The organism is Escherichia albertii NBRC 107761 = DSM 17582, from assembly GCF_000759775.1.
Taxonomy (GTDB): domain Bacteria; phylum Pseudomonadota; class Gammaproteobacteria; order Enterobacterales; family Enterobacteriaceae; genus Escherichia; species Escherichia albertii.
The window spans coordinates 32398-53947 of the sequence record NZ_BBMY01000003.1 but is presented as its reverse complement, the minus strand read 5'-3'; the positions used below and the strand labels follow the sequence as shown (position 1 = coordinate 53947).

The following is a 21550-nucleotide window of genomic DNA, read 5'->3' as shown; positions in this document are numbered from 1 at the left end:
ATCAGTATGACGACAGAGTACATCAGGGACTGGCAACAACCGCGCCACGCAGTGGGGCGTGAAGGAACGGGGATCCCCGCACCTGAATCCGCGCTTTCCTCCTGGCTGGATGCCTACCGGGCAGAGAACGAGCGCCGACAGGAAAAGGCTGATGCGGCGTTCTCCGCCACGCCGCTGGGCAACCTGATTAATAAAAGCCTGGATGCACAGGAAAAACAGGACAAAACCATCACACTGGCAGGAGACGCCAGAAAACAGGCACGCGGCGCGGTGGATGAAGCCATGGCCTCGCTGCGCCTGCTGCCGTCCTATCTGCGCGATCCGCTTATTCGCCACCTCTCCTTCCTGCGCAAAAAACAGGAAGCCGATCGCCGGAAAGGCAAAAAGAGCTGGCAGGCGGAACGCTATGCACGCGGAACCCTGCGCAAAATATTCGAACGTCTGGATCGCACTGACGGACGCTGGCTGACACCGGGTTATCGCTCCCTTGCCGGACGCGAACGCCTGGACGATTTGCTTTACCTGCCGCAGCTCAACAAACACCAGATACAGACGCTGGCCACCATGACGGCGGCGATGTTCAGCAGCACCTTCGAAAAACTCTGCGATGGCTTTGGCGCGACCGATGGCGAACTGACCATGGATGTAACGCTGAAGACGTATCAGATGCTGGCCCGCATGGCGTTACACCTGCACATCATGCCTCCACATTATGACGCACTGACAACAGATAAAGACCGGAGGAACGAACCGGACACGGAGCTGCTGCCGGGCGCAGTCCTTCGCCTGACCTGTGCGGAATGGTGGAAACGCAAACTGTGGCTGTTACGTTGCGAGTGGAGAGAAGAACAACTCCGCGCCGCCTGTCTGGTTTCCAGAAAAACATCGCCCTATCTGAGCCAGGACGCATTAAGCGAGTTTCGCGCACAGCGCGAGAAAACACGCGATTTCCTGAAAAGTTTCATGCTGGAAAATGAAGACGGGTTCACGATTGATCTCGAGACGGTGTATTACGCGGGAGTAAGTAACCCGGTTCACCGTAAGGCAGAAATGATGGCCACCATGAAGGGGCTGGAACTTCTGGCCGAAGCCCGTGGCGACAGAGCGGTGTTTCTGACTGTCACCTGCCCGTCAAAATACCACGCAACAACGGAGAACGGTCATCCGAATCCCAAATGGAACGGGGCCACCATGCGCGACTCCAGCGATTACCTGGTTAACACGTTTTTTGCGGCGGTCCGCAAAAAACTGAACCGCGACGGTCTTCGCTGGTATGGCATCCGCACGGTGGAGCCTCACCATGACGGCACTGTGCACTGGCATATGATGGTCTTTGCACATCCGGACGAGATTGAAACCATCGTGTCCCACGTCTGCGATATTGCCATTCAGGAAGACCGCCACGAGCTGGGCGATGACATAACTCCGCGTTTTAAAGCGGAGTACGTCGACGGCTCAAAAGGCACGCCAACCAGCTACATCGCCACCTACATCGGAAAGAACCTGGACAGCCGCGCCGTGGATGGTATCGACCCGAAAACGGGCAAGCCACGCGTTGACCACGAAACCGGAAAATCAATGGCCGAGAGCGTGGAGCGCGCCATCGGCTGGGCGCGCCTTCACCGGGTCCGCCAGTTCCAGTTCTTTGGCATCCCCTCCCGTCAGGTGTGGCGTGAACTGCGCCGCCTTGCCAGCCAGATGGCACGCAACCCGGAAGGCCCGCAACGGCTGAAGGATGACGCAATGGATGCAGTGCTCGCTGCCGCTGATGCCGGGTGTTTTGCCTCCTACATTGAAAAACAGGGCGGCGTACTTGTTCCACGCAAAGACTACCTGATTCGCACCGCCTACGACCTCGCAGATGAGCTGAACGATTACGGCGAACAGAGCGTACAGATTTACGGGATCTGGTCACCACTCATCGGGGAGTCTTCCCGTGTGTGCACACATCCGGATAACTGGAAGCTGGTAAGACGTAAACCGGAAGCGGAAGACAGCGCCCGCGAAAATGGTTTTGACCTTCAGGGCGGCCCTGCCGCCCCTTGGACTCGTGGCAATAACTGTCCCCGTGTACAGGAAACGGACAACAACGGGACAGAACAGCCGAAAGAACGGCCAGCACCGTGGCCGCAGCTCCCTGACGGCGTTGAAGTGAACGAATGGATGCGCTCACTGAAACGGCACGAACGCCGGGCTCTGATGCGTTCGCTGCGTGACAAGCAGGCAAAAAACAGCAGTGATGAAATGCAGAACTGGACACAGAGCCGCAAACAGCCACGGCCTTTGCCTGATAACCACGAATTACTCGCTAAAGAATGGCGGGAATCTGCCGAATCTCTCGGCCTGCATATCGGTGAACAGCAGATGCAGCACCTGTTACGGGGCGGCAGCCTGTACGTTGACGGCAGCATCATTGCACCACAGGGATTTGAAATTGTACGCAAACCGGATACCCGCCCGGACAGCCGAATCACGCAGCTCTGGCAGCACCTGAGCCGTAATCACGGCGTAAGCAGCACGGAGATCCGCCATAACCCGGTCGCCAGCTATCTGGCACAGCTGGGGGCATCAGACCCCGAAGCCGCCGCACGTCTGGCATCCACACTTCAGCAGGACCAGAACACCATGAAAACCCCCGTTACCGTGCTTTCTGACATGCTGCGCGCCATCCGTGACGCAGAGCACGCACAGAGAATCAGTGAAACAACTGAACGCGCCCGCCGCAAAGCAGACCTGCTGCGGGGTGGCCTGACCAGTAGAAACAAAAAACAGACAGAAACGGGATTCACAAATCCCGTAAATGAGCAAAAAACGCGCCGCGATATATGAAGCGCGCACAAAACAGGCGAAAACGGGATTTAAAAATCCCGTAAACGATTAATTAATCAACATAAGGAAAAGCGACATGAAAATTTGTATCGACGACGGCTCCACCAACATCAAGCTGGCATGGACTGAGAACGGCGAACGCCGCAACGCCATCAGCCCGAACAGCTTCAAGTCGGAATGGTCTGCGCCGTTCGGTGGCACGCAGCCCGCGAACTACATGCTTGATGGCGTGCGCTATGGTTTTGATCCGGTCAGCGATCGCTTTGTCCAGACGACCGACACGCAATACCAGTACAGCGATGTGAATGTAATCGCCATTCACCACGCGCTGGTCAAATCAGGCATCACACCACAGGAAGTGGATGTGGTTGTTACCCTGCCACTGAGCGAGTATTTCGACACAAACGCACAGCCGGACATGGCCAACATCAACCGCAAAAAAGCGAACGTTATGCGCCCGGTGGAGTACCAGAACGGCGAGGCATTCACTATCCGTAACGTGCGGGTTATGCCTGAATCCATTCCGGCTGGTTTTAAGGCACTGGCTGACATGAGTCCGTTTGAATCCCTGCTGATTGTGGATTTGGGCGGAACCACGCTGGATGTGGCAAAGGTTCAGGGGCAACTGGCAGGTATCAGCCAGGTGTTTTGCGATCCACACGTAGGCGTTTCTCTGATGGCCGATGCCGTGCTGTCGGTGATGGCCACCAACGGTATGCGCACCAGTCACCACATCGCCAATACCATTATCGAACATCGCCACGATGAAGCCTGGCTGCGCCAGCACATCCACAATGACGCGCATTACGCCAGCCTGATGGCAGTTATTCGTGAAAAGGAGGAAACACTGAAACAACGCGTGATCCGCGCGCTGGCGGTTTTTTCGGGTTACGGGCGGGTGATGGTTGTAGGTGGAGGAGCGGAGATTGTGGCACCCGCTATCCGCGAAGCCTGCGGAGTTAATGCGACTTTCATCGCGGACGGGGTGCCACAGTTTGCTCTGGTTAATGGGCTGTACGCAATGGACAAGGAGTAAATCAATGACGACACCAACCAGACGGATAAGTTTCTATCTGAAGCCCGCCGTCGTCAAGAGCGAACGGGAGGCGTGCAGTTACCTCGACAGCCTGCCAGCCTCCGAACGCAGCCGCGCACAACGCGCGGCTTTTCTGGCTGGACTGGCTCTTATAAAACGCACCCCCGCGTTGGCGTATTCGCTGGCAGAATGGTCAGAAGACGAAATACGGATGCCACCGCTACCAGTACAGCCTGAAAAACCGGCGCAACCAGCAGCAGACAGCGCCCCCCATATGCAGCAGGTGAAAAAGAATATTCAGGCGTTTTTCCCGAAGTGAAAACAGGAGTAACTATGTCCACCATTACCAAAGAATGGTTACAACGTAAAATCACAGAGTTTAAATCGTGGCGCGAAGACATCCCGTTCGGTCTTGATGAAGACGATCACAATATGTTAATCGCACTGGAAATCGCACTTGCATCACTGGAAGCAGAGCCAGTGGCATGGATGCACGCAAATAATCCTATTGGAATACCGGCGATAACAAGAAGTAAAGATGTTGCAGACAGCTGGCGCTCTAAGGGATGGAATGTATTGCCTCTTTATTCACTGACCCGCCCCATCAATTTATGCCATTAATGGAAGTAATCATGATGAAAGATAATTCCGGAAGCCAGCGTGCATCAGTTGCAGTTATGGTAATGATTAAATTTGTGAAACAGTACACCGGAAAGCCAATCTCACTCCGGCAATTAAGCAAAGAAACCGTTTCACTGTCATATCTGGAGCAAATATTCAGATATTTACGGGAAAGTAGCCTGGTAAAAGCCACACGCGGCCCGGGTGGTGGATATATCCCGACAAAAGAAAATTACAGTGTTGGTGATATTGTCCGGGCAATGAAATGTTCCGGATTATATACACAGCACGTTATTCTGGCTGCACTGGATAATATTTCTTTAACCAGCCTGCAGGAAGACACAAATTATCAGTTGTCTGCCATTGAATAAGAAAACCCGGAACGGGTGCGCAAATTCTTTGTGCGCCCGTTCCGGGTTGGACAAGCGAAGCGCGTCAGCTATCCGGCCTGCAACAACTCCAGAGCCATTTGTTTTTCTTCCGGACGCATCCGCTCAATCAACAGCTTTAACACACCATTCTCCAGCCCGCTGGGCACCAGTGTGTGCGAGTAGGTCAGATTCATCACCCAGGTATGTCCGCACTCGAGACGGGTGCAACGGTAATACACATCAGCAAACTGATCGGTTTTCCAGGCTGTTTTCTCAATCACTGCATGTGCACCGCAGCAATGACATCGCGCTTTCTGTCTGCGCATTTTCCACCTCCCGGAACAGCGTTTTACTGCCACCGATTTTACCCGCTCTTTCCCCATACCGCACATCACTCCATGGGTTCATCAAAATCAAGAATAAATTTCACCTCCCCCAGTCGTCTGATATCCGGGTCGCTGTTGATCCCCTCCATAATCAGGCGGCGCATCGGGATAACCTCATCCCTGTAATATGCCTCGCGGGATTTCAGTGGGTCACCAAGCCCGGCCGTATTTGCGGGAATGATGCCGGCAAGTCCGGGTGGGAAACGGTGCGCGACGAGCTGATCCTGGGCACTGATGGTTTTTATATTCAGGAACTCATCTTTTGTACCTGAATCCCCGATAGGGATCACCTTAACGCCTTCTTTGTCTCCGCCCGGTATATTGATAAACATGGATTTAAAATTGCCCGCCCCTTTTGACGCCTCTATCTTTTTACGGAATTCCGCCTCGAGCTCGGGATCCATGTCCGGGTCAGTGGAATACAGGATATAACCAAGATGTGCGCCGTTCTTGTAATACTTGCGGCGAAAGCGGGTGGCATCCACATTCAGCATGGCGGATTCCATCCCGTGAATATAATCCGGTACACCGTAAACCTGCTGTTGCGGGTCATAAATGGCCACGAACACCACTTCGCCTGGCGGGTAAACGAGATCTTCCAGTGCCGCCTGCACAATCACCGTGCCACCCTCGTTGTTACGCCGCAGGTACAGCGACGGCAGTGTGTGCAGGCGCACTACCAGACCGAAGCCATTGCGCACTTTAAGCAGACCCATATCCCCGAATATCAGCAGATTGGTCACCGCTGCCGCCATGGCGGCGTGTGTCATACCACCGCCCCCCCGAAAACCCTGCATGATCATATTGACGCGCGCACGCAATACCGCGCCGTGATACGGTGCGATATTGGCCAACATAGCGAGATCCATGCGCTCAATGGGCGGCGTGTACCAGCCGTTATAGCCATCCCAGAGCGAGCCGTAATAACAGCCCCATGCAGCGACTGGTTCCGGGTCACCAAATTCAATAAACGTCATTTTGCTGGCTGTTTTTTTTGCCACGCCATCGTGTAGCACGGGGGATTTTTTCTTTTTACTCATCTGACAGGATCCATGTTGATTTGCGCTTGTGCTTATAGTTCAGGGGTTCATTACTTGCGGCATGAGCTATGGCAAAGAAGATGTCTGCGTGCCCGGTTTTTTCGCTACGTTCGGCGGTGAAAGTGACTTTATTGCCACTGTTAGTGGACTCCTGACGAATGGCCAGGAACGATGCCGGAATATCTGTGGCTTCTTCATCCCACTCAATACGGTTGGCGTAAATCAGATCCAGCATCTTCATCACCAGGCGGTTTTTGGATTCAACGCTGTAATGAATGGCCACTGTTTCACGGCGGGCAAATCCCTGAACCAGCTCAAAGACACCGTAGCCAAGACCGGTGACGTCAATGCCGATAAATGTCATGTTATAGCGCGCCTTAATGCTGCGGATACGCTCTGCCATAAACTGGAATGACATACTGCGCCAGTGGTGTTTTTCCAGCACGCGGAATCGTTCTGCCGAAACCAGCGGCGGTGCCAGCACCACAAACGTGGCGTTATCGCCGGAGCGCGCAGGGTCAAAGCCACCCCACACCTCACGGTTACCAAATGGCATGGGTTCTTCCGGGTGAAAATCCTCCCACGTACTGACATCAACGCCACAGCGCACGAGGTCATCGAATTTAAAGACGCTCTCTTTGTCATCCACAAACACACACATAAACAGCATATTGAACGCTGTTTCGTTGTATCGCTCGCGCAGCTCGTTGATGTCAGCAAGGTTAAAGCCGCCGGCAATGGCATCTTCCAGCGTAACCACATAGCGCCACTGACCGTCCGGGCATTCGCGCCCGCCATCACGCAGTTCATCAAAGGACGGAAACTCAACCCCTTTTCGTTTCGGATCACCTTTGCGCCATTCATCGCCAGACCAGAACGGATAACCCTGGTGTGTTTTGGATGACGGCGTGGAGAAATAGGTAATGCGCCAGTGTTTATGGGTGGCCATCCCTGACGCCACTTCATTGAGACGGCGAAAACCGGGGATCCACAGGTATTCGTCAATGTACAGGTGGCCGCTGTTTGACTGTGCCGTGTTGCTGTTGGTCGCCAGAAAATACAGTTCAGCCAAATTACTTAACTTAACCGGATTGCCTTTAATGGGAATGCCAAACTCTGTTTGTGCAATTTTTACAATATAAGTACGGAACACTTCGGCCTGACGTTTTGATGCCGATAAAAATATCTGTGTGTCGCCGGTTAATACCGCATCTTCAAACGCCTCAAACGCGAAGTAATACGTCGCCCCAATCTGACGGGATTTAAGCAGGTTGCGTACACGGCGGAATTTGTTTTCACGCAGGCGCAACTGATAAGCAAACAACTTCTTCGTAAACGGCTCAAAACTTTCAGCAGTCAGTCCGGAAACGTCATTAGTTTTGCGGGGACGCTCTTTCTTACCTGCACCTTTTTCTCCGCGTTCTTCTTTTCCATAACGGCCCGGCTGGGGGATGTCCACTCCCATTCGCGCAATCTCAGCCATTCGTTCCGTGTGCTTGTTTCTGACCGACATTAGTTTGACGTGATGACCAATCAGGCGGTCGAGTTCATCGTGTTCTTCCGGCGTTTTATGGTCACGCTCCGCCAGTACAGCGAGACGCCGGGCGATAACATCCTCCACACCTTCCGTATTGAGCTGCGTGTACCACTCAAACTTTGTCGCCCAGTAATAAACAATTCGCGGGCTGTTCAGTCCGAGTTTCTTTTGTATTTCTTTTGGTGTGTGCCTTTTCAGATAGAGCGATTTTGCAGCAGCAATCACCTCATCAGAATACGCCATAAATAAACCTCACCTGCTGATGCAATTTTAATTTATGCATTTTCAGCAAAGGCTTTTTTAAAAACGAATATCGCTTTTCGGTATTTTTCGGATATATACGCATATCCGAAAGTACCGGAAATTAATCAGATGACGACATTTTTATTTCTCCGTTAAATAACGCCAGTTTAATTTTTATCAGCGGGTTAATTCAGATGTCGAAACTGAAAACAGACTGGGTGGTCGTAGCCACTTCAGGCCCCACCATCGACGGTCGGGAAATTGATCCAAAGTGGCTGACGGATGCCGCCGAGGTTTATAACCCGGACGAACACACCGCCATGCTCTGGCCGTTTCATGCCAGCGCCGGCTGGCGTGCTTTCACCAATAACTATGGTCTTGTTGATGCACTGAAGGCGGAAAAAGTCGGTGATAAAGTGCAGCTGAAAGCCCGCCTGATACCCAACCGCTTTCTGACCGAAGCCAACGAGGCTGGACAAAAACTTTTCACCTCCATAGAGGTAAAGGAAAACTACCTGGGAACAGGCAAATTCTTTGTATCCGGTATCGCTGTGACTGACACACCGGCCAGCATCAACACCACCCGCCTGCAATTTTCGCAGGGAGATTCCATTCACATGGGGAATGCAGAAGAACTGAATTTCACGCTGCAGTCTGACGACGAGCAGGCCAAACGCAGTTTCTTTTCCGGCCTTTTCTCCGTGGGACGCAACAAACAGGAAAACGATATGAACGAAAAACAGTTCGGCCAGTTGATGGACGCTATCAACAAAACCGGCGAACGCCTGGACAAACTGGAAGAAAACGTCGCGCAGTTCAGCGCGAAGGATGCCCCGAAAGATACCAGTGATAACAAGCCGGAAGGCAGCACCGGCGATCAGGGGCAGGACAACGCAGAACAGAACAACAAGGACGACAAAACCTTCACGCTGACCACCGAGCAGGGCGAAAAGCTGTTCTCCACAGTGAACGCCATCGCGGAGAAGGTTACCAGTATGGAAACCGCATTTGCTGAACTCAGCAAGGACGCCACGAAGCTGCCGGGCAACAATCCGGCCGGTGGCGAAACTTTTAACCTGGTGTAACCGGAGAGAACGCAATGAACATGACACCAGAAGCACAAAAGCTGGTTAATCAGTACATCAGCGAACTGCAAAAAACATTCAGTGACTGCGGGAAATCAAGCGATCGTTTCTTTTCGCTGACCGAGCCACGCAGTATTGCTCTGCGTAAAGCCCTGCTGGAAAGCACGGAGTTTCTGAGTTTCATCACCTGCATGGACGTTCCGCACCCGCAGGGGCAGGTCGTCACCGTGGGCGAATCCACACTGCGCACCGGTCGCGTGAAAAGCGGTCGTTTCGCTAAAGGTTCGGGCATCAAAGGCAACGAATTTAAACTCGTTGAAACTGATTCCTGCTGCGTGATCACCTGGGAACAACTCGCCATCTGGGCGAATGCCGGCAGCCCGCAGGAATTTTTCAACCTGATGAACTCCGCCGCCGTTACCAACTTTGCGCTGGATATGCTGCGCATTGGCTTTAACGGTAAAACAGCAGCGGAAAACTCTGACCCGGAAAGTCACCCGAACGGCGAAGACGTCAACATCGGCTGGCATGAAATCGCCAAAAAGTGGGGAGAACAGCCCGGCAATACCTCCCGTATTCTGACAGACGCCGTTACCCTGGGCGAAGGCGGCGATTATGTCGGTCTTGATGCCATGGCCTCAGACCTGATCCGCACTTACATCCCGGCACAGTATCACAACGACCCACGACTTACCGTACTGGTCGGCGCAGACCTTGTGGCTGCTGAAGAACTACGCCTCTACAACAAAGAGGATAAGCCTACCGAAAAAGTGGCCGCACAGTTGCTGACGAAGAACATTGCAGGCCGCAAGGCCATCATTCCGCCGTTTATGCCGGGCAAACGTATGGTGGTGACCATGCTGCCAAACCTGCAGATCCTGACGCTGAAAGGCTCCCGCCGCCGCAAGGCAGAAGATGTGGGCGATCGCAAACAGTTCGAAAACTCATACTGGCGTTACGAGGGGTACGCCCTGGGCGATCCGGATTTATATGCTGCCGTAGATGAGTCTGCGGTCACCATCGCCTGATAAACGGAGCGCACGGTATGCCAACGCCAATGCAGCGACAACGTGCCCGACAGATGGATGAGCGCCGTGCGGCGCTCATGACCAGAACGGACGGGAGCGCCATCAGCACAGAGAGTCAGCACATTAAGCTGCTGGCACTGGATAACGACATCAGACAACTGCACAACATGGAGCTGCTGTCTGACAAGCTGGAATTCAAACGGAACACGCTGCTGCCCCGCTGGCTGCCACACGCACAGGCTTATCTGGAGGGGGAACGCGTCTATCAGAATCCCATTCTGGTGTACTGCATCATCTGGCTGTTCGATACCGGGCAGTTTGAGATGGCGCTGCGGTGGGCTGACATTGCCATTGAGCAGGGGCAAAAGACGCCGGAGAACTTCAAAAGCGAGCTGCCAACGTTTGTGGCCCATTTCATTCTTGAATGGGCAGAAACCGAAGCTGAACGCGGGAACAGTATCGCGCCATATTTTCAGCAGGTGTTTGAAAAAATCCGTGACAAATGGCGCGTGAATGAACGCCTTGCTGCCCGCTACTGGCGCTTTGCAGGCGTCCTGCTGCTGCGCGGCGATGACGGTAAACCGCTGGCCAGTGCAATTAACGATCCGGAGAGACTGCAACAGGCCGACCAGTGTCTGGAACAGGCTGCCTGGCTGCATCCAAAAATTCAGGTGAAAACCCTGCGCCAGCGCATTGCCGCAAGACTGCGCGCGTTGCAGGGCACGTAAACGACTCCCAACAACCGGGCGGGCGCGGTGGAGGTGTGCCGGCAAAAGCCATCAGCACACTGCGGAAACCGGTCAGCCCGCCTTTCCCCGGAGTGAGCATGTTTGACGGGAAAAGCATTCACTATCAGCAGGCCATTATTCAGAACGATGGATTCTGGCCGGATATTGATGCCGGCGATTTTGAAAAGAGCCGCAGCATCCCCGCCGTCACGTCACACGAAACGGTGCTGACGGCGCTGCTTTGCGCGGTAACAGAGATTAACACTGAACTGGCTGCACGCCGTGAATACTGGCAGGAACAGGGCTACATCCGGGCCGCTGATATTCCGGGTTACACCGTGTTGCAACCAGAGCCGCGCAATACGGATGCACAACCTGAACAGATGCAGAACCACATTACAGCACTGTACACCAAGGCTGTGTATGCACGCGCAAAGGCTGATCTTTTGCCGGAATCTGCCAGCGTGGGGCGACGCGAGGCGCAGCCCTCATCAGAAGCCAGCGAGAGCCGCCGGACGTTGCTGGCTGAAGCGGTAATGGCGGTGCGGGCGCTGCTGGGCCGACCGCGTGCATCCATCGCGCTGATTGATTAAGGAAATGGTATGACGCAACTCGCCAGCCTGACGGCATTCATTGAAAACAATCTGCCGGCACGCGCACGCATTCCGTTCACCAGTGACATGGATGACATAACGCTCCTTCCGTTTACGAAGTCGCTGGGGCACGGGCAGTTATGTACGCAGGTCCGAAAATATACAGCTTTTCTGCGATGGGACGCATGGCCCTATCGTCAGCTCAATCCGGATTTGGTGTTTTCTCTGGTTGAAGCCTGGCTGGCAGACAACGCCGGCGACCTGCGCCAGCGCCTGGCACCGGATGCGCCAGCCGTTGACGTCGAAGTGGATGATGAAAATGAAGTTGCATGGTTGGAAATCAGTCTGCCGCTGGTTGATCCCATCACCCTGGTTGAGGATGAAAACGGCCCCATCCCCAGAGGCGGGAAACGTTACCAGCTGGAAAAGCCTGAAATCTGGGTGGCTCAGGCGCATCAGCTTCACTGTCAGGTGATGCCATGACGCGCCCAGTGATTAACGAGTCACAACTCCGGCAGGTTCGTCGCGCCATCAGAGAGGCAGAACTTCCGCCGGCAAAGGCCAGAAAGCTGCTGGTTCGCATTGCGAAATACGGCCTGATACCGGCTGCACGACGCAATGTGAAAGCACAGCGAACACCGGAGGGGGCAGCCTGGGCACCACGAAAAAGACCGGATAAAGCCAGCGGCAGGTATAAAAACAAAATGCTGCTGGGACTGCCGAAACTGCTGACCATCAGGGTTGACGGCAGCGGGAAAAGTGTCCGCCTTTTCTTCAAAAAAGGGGATTACAACACCGGCTCTCATGGTGGGGCGGTCGCGTGGGTGCAACAGCACGGCGCAACCATCAAAGGCCGCGCCACAAAACGCCGGGACAGCGAAGCCATGCGCACCCGTCCCGCCACACGACGGCAGGCAGAACGCCTTCTTTCTCTGGGCTTTCGCGCCCCCGTCGGCGCAGTCAGCAAAAAAACCGGACGCAGGGGACGCAGAAAGCCTTCTCTGAAATGGATTATGGAAAACATGAGTATGGCGCAGGCCGGACTGGTGATCAGCATTCTGAAAGGCGAGCAGAAAAAACGTGTATGGGAAATCAAAATCCCCTCCCGCGCATTTCTGGGAGCCAGCGATGCTGAATTTGCCCGCATTCTGGAAGCGCAGCTGCGCAGCCTGCATTACGGCGGCACGAGATAACAAAATCAGGAGACAAACCATGACATGGCCATCTGTCACGATTGAACAGTACAACACATTCAGCAGTTCACCGGACGGCGTGGAAAATACGCTGCTGTTTGTGGGCAATGCACAAAACAACAAAGGTAAGGTTCTGCCGGTTAATGCCAACAGTGATCTGGACGAGCTACTGGGAACGAAAGCCACCCCGCTGAAGAACTTCCTTCAGTCCGCACTGACCAATGCCGGACAGAATGCCTTTTTCTATGTTGCCGTTCTGCCGGAAGCCGGCAAGGGCAAAGAAGCGACGCCAGCCTGCCAGGCATGGCAGAACGCCATACTGGCGGCTCAGGAAACTGTTTCAGTTGAAGGCGTGGTGATCACCGAACCGGTCAGCACGAAGGATGACATCAACGCCATACAGGCGTTACGTCAGACCATCATCAATAAATATCAGCGCCGCATCTGGTTCATCCTGACTATCGCCGCCAACGACAACAGTAAAACCTGGGCGGAATACGTTGCCGAGCTGACCACGCTACAGAAAGGCATTGCAGCCCCGCAGGTCATGCTGGTTCCGGAGATTTTTGGATTTGAACCGGGCGTTCTTGCCGGTCGTCTGTGTAACAGCGCCGTCACCATTGCTGACAGCCCGGCACGTGTGGCAACCGGGGCGCTGTCCGCACTGAAAACCACAGAGCGCCCGAAAGACAGCGCAGGGCAGGCAATTGATCTCGACACCCTGCAGGCACTGGCAACCGCCCGCTACAGCGTGCCCATGTGGTATGCCGACTATGAGGGTCTTTACTGGGCTGACGGTGTAACACTTGAGGTGGAAGGCGGGGACTTCAACGTCATTGAGCATGTCCGCATTGCTGATAAGGTGGCGCGCCGCGTGCGGCTGATGGCCATCCCCAAGATTGCAGATCGCTCGCTGAACAGCACGCCGGGCAGCATTGCCGCACATGAAACGCTGTTTGCCCGCCCACTGCGTGCCATGGCGAAATCCACGCAGATTAACGGCATCACGTTTCCGGGCGAAGTGAAATCGCCCAAGAAAGGCGACGTGGTTATCACCTGGCAGGACGAAAAGACGGTCAGCATCAGCATTGTTGTCCGCCCTTACGCCTGCCCTAAAACCATCAAAGTGGGCATTCAGCTGGATAAATCTCTGGAGGAAAACGCATGACGACCCGCATTAACGGCATGGCGTTTGACACCTTTATCGGTGGAACGGATATCCATGTGAAAAGCATCTCACTGGACATCAGCGATGAAAGCGCCGTTGCCAAAACCCGTGGCATCCCTGACGGTAAACTGCGTGGACCTGTCAGTGCCGAAGGTGAAATCGAAATGAGTACCCGCAGCTTTAACCAGCTCGGGGAAGTAGCTGCTCAGGCGGGATCGTGGCGCGATCTGCCGCCAATGGATTTTGTGTTTTACGCCAACACGGGCACTGAAGAAATCCGCGTCGAAGCCTTCGGTTGCGAGCTGATGCTTTCCGGCCTGTTAAGCATTGACACCGAGAGCGCAGATCTGACCACGCACAAAATCAAGTACGTGGTGGCAAGCCCTGACTTTGTGCGTATCAACGGCGTGCCCGTTCTCTCAGAGAACGACGTGCGCGGACTGATGGGGTGAACCATGCAGGAGCATGAGCGCACCATTATCACCCTGGGCATTCTGGGCGGAATCGCTGCCGCAAGTCGGGTGCTGGCTGGCGCAGAGCCGATTACGTTGCGGTTGTTTGTGGGTCGAACCCTGCTGGGGAGCGCGCTGGGTGTTTCTGCCGCCGCCCTGCTGGTTCGTTACCCGAACCTTGACCCACTGGCCATTGCCGGCGCAGGCACTGCAATGGGCGTTGCCGGTTACCAGGTTGTGGAAATCTTCCTGCGTCATATGCGCCGGAAGCTGGGCGAGAAAGAGAACAAAGAGGAGTAACAGCAATGCTGTCCCGCAGGGAACAAAAAGCTGCCGCCATTGCATGGAAAATTATCCGGGCGTTGTGGCGCTGGCTGCGCAAACCTCAGCAACCTCATAAGGAGCAAAAATGAAACTCTCCGATAAGCAACAACAATTTACCGTCATGATCGGAAAACTCATCGAGTTTGCCCATCAGCGCGGTTATGGCCTGACGTTCGGTGAGGCGTACCGCACGCCAGAACAGGCAAAACTCAACGCACAAAAGGGATCCGGCATTGCCAACAGCCTGCACTGCCAGCGGCTGGCCGTGGATTTTAACCTGTTTATTAACGGTGAATATCAGACCCGCACAGAGGCCTACCGCGAGCTGGGCGAGTACTGGGAGTCTCTTGGTGGCGCATGGGGCGGTCGTTTTAAAAAACGCCCGGATGGCAATCATTTCAGCCTTGAGCACGACGGCGTGCGCTGATTTTACGCTTAATAAGCCTTCCTGCAGGCTTATTAAGCCCTCTTATTCTTGACTTTAAAAGGAAATGATGATGAACGATAAAAACACCCAGACTACCGCAGAGAACACCATCACTTTACAGGTCGGCGAGCATGAACTGACGTTTATCCCGACCGTAAAAGCCTACAACGACCTGCAGAACGACTTCATGCCGGATAACAAAATCGCGCCGCTGAAAAACTACCTGCGCCGTATCGTGATTAAAGAGCACCGCGATCTGCTTAACCAGTTGCTGGAAAAACCAGGAATGCCGGCCAGCCTGGCAACAGCCGTGAATAACGAGTTTGTGCCGGAAGTGGAAATCACCGTAAAAAAATAAAAAGCCATCTGGGGGCCATTGATCGCAATGACCTTACCCGGATGCTGATCCTGCGCCGCCACTGGCTGCCCGGCGAGGATGACTCGCCGCAGTCACTGGCTGCCGCCGTCTGGCTGGATAACCACTACTGGGAAAATATGAGCATCGCCGTCAATAACGGCATTATCCGTGCTTTTAAGGGATCGTAATGTCACAACAGCGCCTTGAATTACTTCTTGAACTGACAGACCGCCTGACAAGGCCGTTGCGTGCAGCCGGGCGACAGGTTCAGGGATTTGCTGCAACAAGTCGGGGAGCCTTTCGGGACATTGCTACCGGAGGCGCTGCGCTCTGGGGAGTGGGTGCAGCCATTCAGGGGGCACTGATGCCAGCCATTGAAATGGACAGGGCGCTCGGTGAGGTGAAATCACTGGGCGTCGCAGAGTCCGGATTGCGTAAACTCAGCCGCGCCGCCGTTGATTTCACTATGGAATACGGCGGGGCTGCGCAGGATTTTGTGCGTGCTTCTTACGACATCCAGTCAGCCATTGCCGGGTTAACTGACGATGAGCTGTCGCGCTTCACCACCGCATCAGCAACGGTGGCAGCAGCAACCAAATCCAGCAGCCAGACCATTACCGCCTACATGGGCACCATGTACGGCATCTTTAAAGACCAGGCTGATGCCATGGGAAAAAGCAAATGGGTGGAGCAGGTCGCCGGGCAAACCGCCACCGCCGTGCAAATGTTTAAAACAACCGGCGATAACATGTCAGCAGCGTTCACCACGCTGGGTGCCAGTGCAAAAGCGGCCGGTATCGATGCGGCTGAACAGTTCGCCGTGCTGGGACAACTACAGGCCACCATGAGTGGCAGCGAGGCCGGGACAAAATACAAGGCATTTCTTGCCGCAGTAGGCAGCGCCCAGAAAAAGCTGGGGCTTAATTTCGTGAATAAAGACGGCACGATGAAAAGTGTTGTCGAGATCATGAAACTTATCAGGGGTAAATTTGGTGATCTGTCAAAAGTGGCTGATTCCGATTTGCTGAAAAGCGCCTTTGGCTCCGATGAAGCTGTGGCCATGATTAAATTACTCAATGCGGACATTGGCGGACTTGAAAAGAATATCGCCACGCTGGGCAATATCAAAGGTATGGATAAGGCTGTCGAAATGGCGCAGGCCATGGCTGATCCATGGGAACAGGCCGCCGCAATTATTAACGGCATTCGCATCGAAATCGGCACGCAGTTGCTGCCTGTTCTGTACCCGTTTATCCAGAAAAGCAACGAAGGCGGTAAATCCTTTGTTGCCTGGTTACGTCTGTATCCCAATATCACACGGGCTATTGGTTTACTGTCTGCCGCCCTGCTGGGCATTGCCGCAGTGGGTGCCGTTGTCAACATTATGGTGGGTGTGGCGAAGTTTGTCTGGACAGGACTGCGGCTGGTCTGGCTGGCAGCAGTTGCACCCCTGAAGATTCTCATTCTGCTGAAACGCACACTGACGGCTACCATGTGGGCATTCACTGTAGTTGCCCGAACGGTCAGGGCGTTGTATCTGGCCATGTCCATTGCTATGGGAACATACAACGTCAAAGCAAAAATTCAGCTGGCGCTGCTGAAATTACAGCGCGCCGGACTCTGGCTTTATTCTGTTGCGCTGGGTGCCGCCGGCATAGCAATGAAAATCTACACCGCAGTCACCAGCGGAGCTGCAATTGCAACACAGTTACTTTTCAGCCCCATCACATTAATCATCCTGGCACTGGCTGCGCTGGGCGTGGGCATTTATTTCCTGATCACCCGCTGGGATGAGATTAAAGTCGCGCTGATGGATACTGCCGCCTTTCAGTGGGTGGCTGAAATGGTCGGCAGTATGGGGGCATGGTTCGGCAATGCATGGAACACAATCCAGGACGGCTGGAATGCACTGGTTAACTATTTTTCCACGCATTCACCACTGGATGCCCTGAAGGATCTCGCGGGCGGCATCCTGAATATTTTCAGTAACCTCTGGGAACTGGTGAAACAGTCCTTCAGTGATTCATGGGGCTGGATTGTAGGCAAGCTCAACATGATCCCCGGCGTCAATATCGACACACCGGAAAGCACAGGAAGTGGCGAAGGCTCCGTATTAACCGGCGGCAAAGCCATCAGTGCGGGACCGGGCGGCATTGCGGCAGAGATGCAGAACAACAGCGAAAACCAGACCACCATCGACAACTCCCGTCGTGTGGTTAACGTCAATGTGCAGGATCCATCCCCTGCCCGTCTTAACGAGTGGATGGAGCTGCATGCATACTGATAAACCGCTTTACATTGATTTGCTCATCACCGGCCGCAATCTCACGCTGAACAGCGCCAGTGAGCCGGTGTTATGCAACAACAGGGAAAGTATTGCCCAGGACTGCCAGCACGCCATCATTGAGAGCGGACTGGCAACGCGCCTGCTGGCTGAAAAAAGCCCGACACTTCGTGCCGACATCATGATGCAGATGACACTGCTGATTGAAGATGATGAGCGCATCACACCCGGCACGGTCAGTGTGACAGAAGAAACCCCGCTTTCTGGTCGCCTGCTGATTAGCGCCCACACCGAAGATTTTTTTGAACCCCTGACTTTTACGGTATCTCTTGATGATTAACGGCAAACCCACCGCAGATTACGAGCGCATTCTGGCTGATAACGGCATGCCGGTAACCGAAGAACAGGCACGCGCTGAATTTGAAGCCATTATCAAAGACGAAGGGCTTATCACCAACACATCCCGCATGTCGCCGTTCTGGCGACTGATTACAGCCATCACCACAAAACCCGTGATGTGGCTGAAAGATGCGCTGGTTAATGTGGTGATGAAAAACCTGTTTCTGGCCGATGCCAGCGGTGTATTCGTTGATGTTTTTGCCTGGGCGGTAAACCTGCAACGCAAGGCCGCCACGCACGCAGCCGGCGTGATTCGTTTCACCAAGAACGACATTGATCGCGCAGTTACCGTGCCGGCCGGTACGCAGATTCAGACAGAACGCATTAACGGCGTGATTTATACGCTGACCGTTGTCAGGGATACCGTTATTCCGGCAGGAACACTCAGCATGAACATCGATGTTTCTGCGGAACAGGCCGGAGCCGGCTTTAATCTTGCGCCGGGATATTACCGCATCCTTCCGGTGGCGATTGATGGTATTGCCGGCGTTGAGAACGATGAAAACTGGCTGACCACACCGGGTGCCAACGAAGAAAGCGATGACGAGCTGCGTGATCGTGTTCGCAATCAGTTTAATCTTGCCGGCGCTTATCACACAGATGCTGTTTACCGGGGATTAATTGCCGGCGTTGCCGGCATCAGTGCCGACCGCATCTATTTTCTGCATGACGCACCACGCGGCCCCGGAACAGCAAACGCTTACATTCTGCTGGATACCGGCATCGCATCCGAACCGTTCGTTGATGCCGTAAACGCATTCATTAACGATGAAGGTCATCACGGACACGGTGATGATCTGCGCTGTTTTTCCATGCCTGAAACACGCCACACCCTGACCGTGACACTCTGGTTATATGCAACACTGAACCTCAGCGATGAGGAAATTCAGACGTTATTGCGCAATGTGGAAAATCTGGTTCGCTGTGCATTTCGAGAAAACAGCGATTATGACGTTCAGAAAACATGGCCGTACAGCCGTTTCAGCATGTCCAGACTGGGCGAAGAGATCCACCAGGTATTTCCGCAGGTGGAGTCGGTTACATTTTCTCTTCCGGATATTCTCAGTGATCTGGCTGTTCCTCGTCTGGAATCCCTTACTGTGGAGGTGAGCGCGTGAAACTTCCGGAGATCCCTGAATTCCCGCTCCCCACCTGGATGAATAAAGGCGAGCCGTTAACGCTGGCACATTCATCGCATCGCTACTGGGAAAAGGTATACAGCTGGCTGACGTGGCCACTACAGCAGATTGATGTCGACACCTGCGCAGAGCCTTTACTTAACCTGCTGGCTTATCAGCGCAATATCACCCGATTTAAAGGTGAGCCGGTTTCGTTATTTCGCTTAAGAGTGAAACACGCGTTTATTAACGCTCAGGACTCTGGCGAACGCGCCGGCTTCGAACGCATCTTTAAGCGTCTTGGCGTGGGAGACGTTAAAACACTGGAACGGCAACTGCAGCATGACTGGGACGTTATTTTACTGCGCATTAATGACACCCAGTTAAGTGAAAACAACGCGCTGATGATGCAGCTCGTGCGCCAGTATGGTCGTACCTGCAGGCGCTATTTCTTTCAGGTAATCAATACAACCACTGCCCGGCTGACAGCCGGCACATTTGATGGTCATTACAGGTATCACACAGCAGAAGCAACGGTGAGAAAGGACACCATCTGGTTAACCGCTTCGCTACAGGCAGGACATTACGGCCTGTCCGTGGAGCATTACACATTACAGGCAGACGAAGCATGAGCACAATTATTACTGAACAGTACGAACACTGGTGTGCGAATCAGCTCATCAGTGGAAAACCTGCGCGCCCGGATACATTTGTTTTTGGATATATTCCGGGACAGGATGAATCCGCAGAGATCCCCCGCGATGAGATACTCCCTGATGAATCCATGATTCAGTATCGTGCGCCGGTCACCCAGTACGGCCTCCTGTCGCCGAACGCGACCGCGTTTTCCATCATTCTGGACACGACAGTCGGCGACTTCGAATACAACTGGATCGGTCTGCTGAACGAAGAAAGCGGCGTGCTCTGCATGATTGCACACACACCTCGTCAGCAAAAAATTAAAACAGCGAACGGCGTGCAGGGAAACAACCTGATCCGCACATTTTCCATGGAGTTTGACGGCGCGGCCGCAGCAATGCATATCGATGTCAGCGCCGATGTCTGGCAGATTGATTTCACTGCGCGCCTTGCAGGAATGGATGAGGCCCGCCGGCTGCTGGCGTTTGATCACTACGGTGAAGCCGCTTTTCTGGGGGATGGTTTTCAGGTCAGCTATCAGGATGGTACCGCTACTGTTGCCGCCGGCGTGGGTTATGTGGGAGGTCTGCGCGTCAGTCTGCGCAAACCTTACAGCCTGCCGGCTGCGGTCGGGGATACCCTCTGGATTGATGCAAGCTGGCAGGGATTTGTTACCGGCGAATGGAATACCGTTTTTACGTTCTGCGCCCGCCAGGAACATGCGTCTTATACAGACGGTAACGGCTTCCGACACTTTGTCGCGCCACTTGCAAAAATGACAGGAGACGGCCCACAGGACCTGCGCCCGGAGACACCCGACGAGGAACAGAGCAATGCACTGGCAGAGCACGAAAAATCCCGCCATCATCCGGATGCAACACTGAAGGAGAAAGGCTTTGCGCAGTACAGCAACTCCACCGACAGCGACGCAGAAGACCGCGCCGCCACATCAAAGGCAGTAAAAGCTGCAATGGATAAAGCAAAAGACGCTGTTGAGCGCGACGGCGACACCATGACCGGGGAGCTGAAAGTCCGTGGTGTTAATGCACTGAGGATTTTCAACGAAGCTTTTGGCCTGATTTTTCGTCGCTCTGAAGAGTGCCTGCATCTTATTCCCACCCGGGAAAATCAGGGCGAAAATGGCGATATTGGTCCCCTGCGTCCGTTCACTATTAATCTGCGGACGGGTGAAATATCCATGTCGCATAAAGTGTCTGTTGGTGGCGGCTCTCAGGTGAATGGTGCGCTGGGTATCGGCGTTCAGAACGCGCTGGGCGGAAACTCAATTGCTTTCGGGGATAACGATACCGGCCTGAAACAGAATGGTGATGGCCTGCTGGATGTTTATGCCAATAGCGTGCATGTGTTGCGTTTTCAGAGTGGCAGCATTCAGAGCAATAAACCTGTAAACGTTACCGGGCGGGTAACACCGTCAGACTACGGAAACTTTGATGCCCGTTACCAGACCAAAACAGGCGGCGTGCAGGATGTGCGTTATGGTTCCGAAATGTATTACAACCCGGGAGGTAACCAGATATCCTGGACATTTCGCTCACCTTCAGGCCATGGATTATCTGGTATTAATGTGCAGGAAACCGGAAGTAATTCGGCAGATAACATCGGCGGCGTGTATTACCGACCGCTTCAGAAACTGATTAACGGCACCTGGTATAACGTGACGAGTGTTTAAC

Annotated in this window: 25 protein-coding genes; 22 read left to right on the top strand and 3 right to left on the bottom strand. The window is 53.9% G+C overall.

The features are described from left to right. The first annotated feature begins 6 nt into the window (after nucleotides 1–6). The 5 genes from EA14781_RS01470 (at nucleotide 7) to EA14781_RS01450 (ending at nucleotide 4857) form a co-directional block, all read left to right on the top strand. Nucleotides 7–2829, top strand: a complete 2823-nt coding sequence (locus EA14781_RS01470; protein ID WP_000206323.1) for a replication endonuclease — start codon at nucleotides 7–9, stop codon at nucleotides 2827–2829. Between the two features lie 76 nt (nucleotides 2830–2905). Beyond that, nucleotides 2906–3865: a plasmid segregation protein ParM gene (locus tag EA14781_RS01465; RefSeq protein ID WP_000686521.1), complete on the top strand. Its 960-nt coding sequence runs from the start codon at nucleotides 2906–2908 to the stop codon at nucleotides 3863–3865. Nucleotides 3866–3869: 4 nt separating this feature from the next. Next, on the top strand, nucleotides 3870–4184 hold the full coding sequence (locus EA14781_RS01460; protein ID WP_000211287.1) for a plasmid partitioning/stability family protein: 315 nt from the start codon (nucleotides 3870–3872) through the stop codon (nucleotides 4182–4184). Between the two features lie 14 nt (nucleotides 4185–4198). Continuing rightward, nucleotides 4199–4486: a hypothetical protein gene (locus EA14781_RS01455; protein WP_000104417.1), complete on the top strand. Its 288-nt coding sequence runs from the start codon at nucleotides 4199–4201 to the stop codon at nucleotides 4484–4486. An 11-nt stretch (nucleotides 4487–4497) separates the two neighbouring features. Next, nucleotides 4498–4857: an RrF2 family transcriptional regulator gene (locus EA14781_RS01450; RefSeq protein ID WP_000974052.1), complete on the top strand. Its 360-nt coding sequence runs from the start codon at nucleotides 4498–4500 to the stop codon at nucleotides 4855–4857. Between the two features lie 68 nt (nucleotides 4858–4925). Here the strand turns inward: EA14781_RS01450 and EA14781_RS01445 are convergent, their stop codons facing one another. The 3 genes from EA14781_RS01445 to EA14781_RS01435 form a co-directional block, all read right to left on the bottom strand. Beyond that, nucleotides 4926–5183, bottom strand: a complete 258-nt coding sequence (locus EA14781_RS01445; protein WP_001254198.1) for an Ogr/Delta-like zinc finger protein — start codon at nucleotides 5181–5183, stop codon at nucleotides 4926–4928. A 65-nt stretch (nucleotides 5184–5248) separates the two neighbouring features. Further along, nucleotides 5249–6283, bottom strand: coding sequence for a phage portal protein (locus EA14781_RS01440; protein ID WP_000038258.1), 1035 nt, complete (start codon nucleotides 6281–6283; stop codon nucleotides 5249–5251). Continuing rightward, nucleotides 6276–8063 carry a terminase large subunit domain-containing protein gene (locus EA14781_RS01435; protein ID WP_000331668.1) on the bottom strand — a complete coding sequence of 596 codons (1788 nt, stop codon included), beginning with the start codon at nucleotides 8061–8063 and terminating at the stop codon, nucleotides 6276–6278. The genes EA14781_RS01440 and EA14781_RS01435 overlap by 8 nt, the downstream gene beginning before the upstream one ends. Nucleotides 8064–8257: 194 nt before the next feature. Here EA14781_RS01435 and EA14781_RS01430 point away from each other — a divergent pair, with 194 nt between their 5' ends. The 17 genes from EA14781_RS01430 to EA14781_RS01355 all read left to right on the top strand — a co-directional run bounded on the left by EA14781_RS01430 (nucleotide 8258) and on the right by EA14781_RS01355 (nucleotide 21549). After that, entirely contained in the window at nucleotides 8258–9148 is an 891-nt protein-coding gene (locus EA14781_RS01430) for a GPO family capsid scaffolding protein (RefSeq protein WP_000040310.1), read from the top strand. Between the two features lie 14 nt (nucleotides 9149–9162). Then, nucleotides 9163–10176 (top strand): phage major capsid protein, P2 family, encoded by a 1014-nt coding sequence (locus EA14781_RS01425; protein WP_001057495.1) that lies wholly within the window; start codon nucleotides 9163–9165, stop codon nucleotides 10174–10176. Between the two features lie 17 nt (nucleotides 10177–10193). Then, entirely contained in the window at nucleotides 10194–10904 is a 711-nt protein-coding gene (gene gpM, locus EA14781_RS01420; protein ID WP_001142999.1) for a phage terminase small subunit, read from the top strand. Between the two features lie 98 nt (nucleotides 10905–11002). Then, nucleotides 11003–11497, top strand: a complete 495-nt coding sequence (locus tag EA14781_RS01415) for a head completion/stabilization protein (protein WP_000459494.1) — start codon at nucleotides 11003–11005, stop codon at nucleotides 11495–11497. Nucleotides 11498–11506: 9 nt separating this feature from the next. After that, a complete protein-coding gene (locus EA14781_RS01410; protein ID WP_000192585.1) occupies nucleotides 11507–11980 on the top strand; it encodes a phage tail protein in 474 nt (157 codons plus the stop codon). Beyond that, a complete protein-coding gene (locus EA14781_RS01405) occupies nucleotides 11977–12690 on the top strand; it encodes a phage virion morphogenesis family protein (RefSeq protein ID WP_000197972.1) in 714 nt (237 codons plus the stop codon). The genes EA14781_RS01410 and EA14781_RS01405 overlap by 4 nt, the downstream gene beginning before the upstream one ends. Nucleotides 12691–12709: 19 nt before the next feature. After that, nucleotides 12710–13858 (top strand): DUF2586 domain-containing protein, encoded by a 1149-nt coding sequence (locus EA14781_RS01400; RefSeq protein ID WP_000220195.1) that lies wholly within the window; start codon nucleotides 12710–12712, stop codon nucleotides 13856–13858. Then, nucleotides 13855–14310 (top strand): phage protein, encoded by a 456-nt coding sequence (locus tag EA14781_RS01395; protein ID WP_000213187.1) that lies wholly within the window; start codon nucleotides 13855–13857, stop codon nucleotides 14308–14310. Before EA14781_RS01400 ends, EA14781_RS01395 begins: the two co-directional genes overlap by 4 nt. Nucleotides 14311–14313: 3 nt before the next feature. Next, nucleotides 14314–14610 carry a phage holin family protein gene (locus tag EA14781_RS01390; protein WP_001155242.1) on the top strand — a complete coding sequence of 99 codons (297 nt, stop codon included), beginning with the start codon at nucleotides 14314–14316 and terminating at the stop codon, nucleotides 14608–14610. Nucleotides 14611–14719: 109 nt separating this feature from the next. Next, entirely contained in the window at nucleotides 14720–15061 is a 342-nt protein-coding gene (locus EA14781_RS01385) for a M15 family metallopeptidase (RefSeq protein WP_000777015.1), read from the top strand. A gap of 70 nt (nucleotides 15062–15131) precedes the next feature. Further along, on the top strand, nucleotides 15132–15419 hold the full coding sequence (locus EA14781_RS01380; RefSeq protein WP_000998379.1) for a putative phage tail assembly chaperone: 288 nt from the start codon (nucleotides 15132–15134) through the stop codon (nucleotides 15417–15419). 41 nt (nucleotides 15420–15460) lie between these two features. Continuing rightward, nucleotides 15461–15607, top strand: a complete 147-nt coding sequence (locus tag EA14781_RS25140) for a DUF6890 family protein (protein ID WP_000906384.1) — start codon at nucleotides 15461–15463, stop codon at nucleotides 15605–15607. Beyond that, on the top strand, nucleotides 15607–17703 hold the full coding sequence (locus EA14781_RS01375) for a phage tail tape measure protein (RefSeq protein ID WP_000082776.1): 2097 nt from the start codon (nucleotides 15607–15609) through the stop codon (nucleotides 17701–17703). The genes EA14781_RS25140 and EA14781_RS01375 overlap by 1 nt, the downstream gene beginning before the upstream one ends. Then, a complete protein-coding gene (locus EA14781_RS01370) occupies nucleotides 17693–18043 on the top strand; it encodes a DUF2590 family protein (RefSeq protein ID WP_000556623.1) in 351 nt (116 codons plus the stop codon). The genes EA14781_RS01375 and EA14781_RS01370 overlap by 11 nt, the downstream gene beginning before the upstream one ends. Then, nucleotides 18036–19220: a baseplate J/gp47 family protein gene (locus EA14781_RS01365; protein ID WP_000606946.1), complete on the top strand. Its 1185-nt coding sequence runs from the start codon at nucleotides 18036–18038 to the stop codon at nucleotides 19218–19220. The genes EA14781_RS01370 and EA14781_RS01365 overlap by 8 nt, the downstream gene beginning before the upstream one ends. Further along, nucleotides 19217–19852 (top strand): phage tail protein, encoded by a 636-nt coding sequence (locus EA14781_RS01360; protein WP_000775221.1) that lies wholly within the window; start codon nucleotides 19217–19219, stop codon nucleotides 19850–19852. Before EA14781_RS01365 ends, EA14781_RS01360 begins: the two co-directional genes overlap by 4 nt. Next, nucleotides 19849–21549, top strand: a complete 1701-nt coding sequence (locus tag EA14781_RS01355) for a phage tail-collar fiber domain-containing protein (RefSeq protein WP_000104018.1) — start codon at nucleotides 19849–19851, stop codon at nucleotides 21547–21549. The genes EA14781_RS01360 and EA14781_RS01355 overlap by 4 nt, the downstream gene beginning before the upstream one ends. Nucleotide 21550 lies beyond the last annotated feature (1 nt).

Bases quoted from the DNA above. Each gene is read 5' to 3' on its own strand.
- EA14781_RS01470 (WP_000206323.1), top strand. From the start codon at position 7: ATGACGACAGAGTACATCAGGGACTGGCAACAACCGCGCCACGCAGTG.
- EA14781_RS01465 (WP_000686521.1), top strand. From the start codon at position 2,906: ATGAAAATTTGTATCGACGACGGCTCCACCAACATCAAGCTGGCATGG.
- EA14781_RS01460 (WP_000211287.1), top strand. From the start codon at position 3,870: ATGACGACACCAACCAGACGGATAAGTTTCTATCTGAAGCCCGCCGTC.
- EA14781_RS01455 (WP_000104417.1), top strand. From the start codon at position 4,199: ATGTCCACCATTACCAAAGAATGGTTACAACGTAAAATCACAGAGTTT.
- EA14781_RS01450 (WP_000974052.1), top strand. From the start codon at position 4,498: ATGATGAAAGATAATTCCGGAAGCCAGCGTGCATCAGTTGCAGTTATG.
- EA14781_RS01445 (WP_001254198.1), bottom strand. From the start codon at position 5,183: ATGCGCAGACAGAAAGCGCGATGTCATTGCTGCGGTGCACATGCAGTG.
- EA14781_RS01440 (WP_000038258.1), bottom strand. From the start codon at position 6,283: ATGAGTAAAAAGAAAAAATCCCCCGTGCTACACGATGGCGTGGCAAAA.
- EA14781_RS01435 (WP_000331668.1), bottom strand. From the start codon at position 8,063: ATGGCGTATTCTGATGAGGTGATTGCTGCTGCAAAATCGCTCTATCTG.
- EA14781_RS01430 (WP_000040310.1), top strand. From the start codon at position 8,258: ATGTCGAAACTGAAAACAGACTGGGTGGTCGTAGCCACTTCAGGCCCC.
- EA14781_RS01425 (WP_001057495.1), top strand. From the start codon at position 9,163: ATGAACATGACACCAGAAGCACAAAAGCTGGTTAATCAGTACATCAGC.
- gpM (WP_001142999.1), top strand. From the start codon at position 10,194: ATGCCAACGCCAATGCAGCGACAACGTGCCCGACAGATGGATGAGCGC.
- EA14781_RS01415 (WP_000459494.1), top strand. From the start codon at position 11,003: ATGTTTGACGGGAAAAGCATTCACTATCAGCAGGCCATTATTCAGAAC.
- EA14781_RS01410 (WP_000192585.1), top strand. From the start codon at position 11,507: ATGACGCAACTCGCCAGCCTGACGGCATTCATTGAAAACAATCTGCCG.
- EA14781_RS01405 (WP_000197972.1), top strand. From the start codon at position 11,977: ATGACGCGCCCAGTGATTAACGAGTCACAACTCCGGCAGGTTCGTCGC.
- EA14781_RS01400 (WP_000220195.1), top strand. From the start codon at position 12,710: ATGACATGGCCATCTGTCACGATTGAACAGTACAACACATTCAGCAGT.
- EA14781_RS01395 (WP_000213187.1), top strand. From the start codon at position 13,855: ATGACGACCCGCATTAACGGCATGGCGTTTGACACCTTTATCGGTGGA.
- EA14781_RS01390 (WP_001155242.1), top strand. From the start codon at position 14,314: ATGCAGGAGCATGAGCGCACCATTATCACCCTGGGCATTCTGGGCGGA.
- EA14781_RS01385 (WP_000777015.1), top strand. From the start codon at position 14,720: ATGAAACTCTCCGATAAGCAACAACAATTTACCGTCATGATCGGAAAA.
- EA14781_RS01380 (WP_000998379.1), top strand. From the start codon at position 15,132: ATGAACGATAAAAACACCCAGACTACCGCAGAGAACACCATCACTTTA.
- EA14781_RS25140 (WP_000906384.1), top strand. From the start codon at position 15,461: ATGCTGATCCTGCGCCGCCACTGGCTGCCCGGCGAGGATGACTCGCCG.
- EA14781_RS01375 (WP_000082776.1), top strand. From the start codon at position 15,607: ATGTCACAACAGCGCCTTGAATTACTTCTTGAACTGACAGACCGCCTG.
- EA14781_RS01370 (WP_000556623.1), top strand. From the start codon at position 17,693: ATGCATACTGATAAACCGCTTTACATTGATTTGCTCATCACCGGCCGC.
- EA14781_RS01365 (WP_000606946.1), top strand. From the start codon at position 18,036: ATGATTAACGGCAAACCCACCGCAGATTACGAGCGCATTCTGGCTGAT.
- EA14781_RS01355 (WP_000104018.1), top strand. From the start codon at position 19,849: ATGAGCACAATTATTACTGAACAGTACGAACACTGGTGTGCGAATCAG.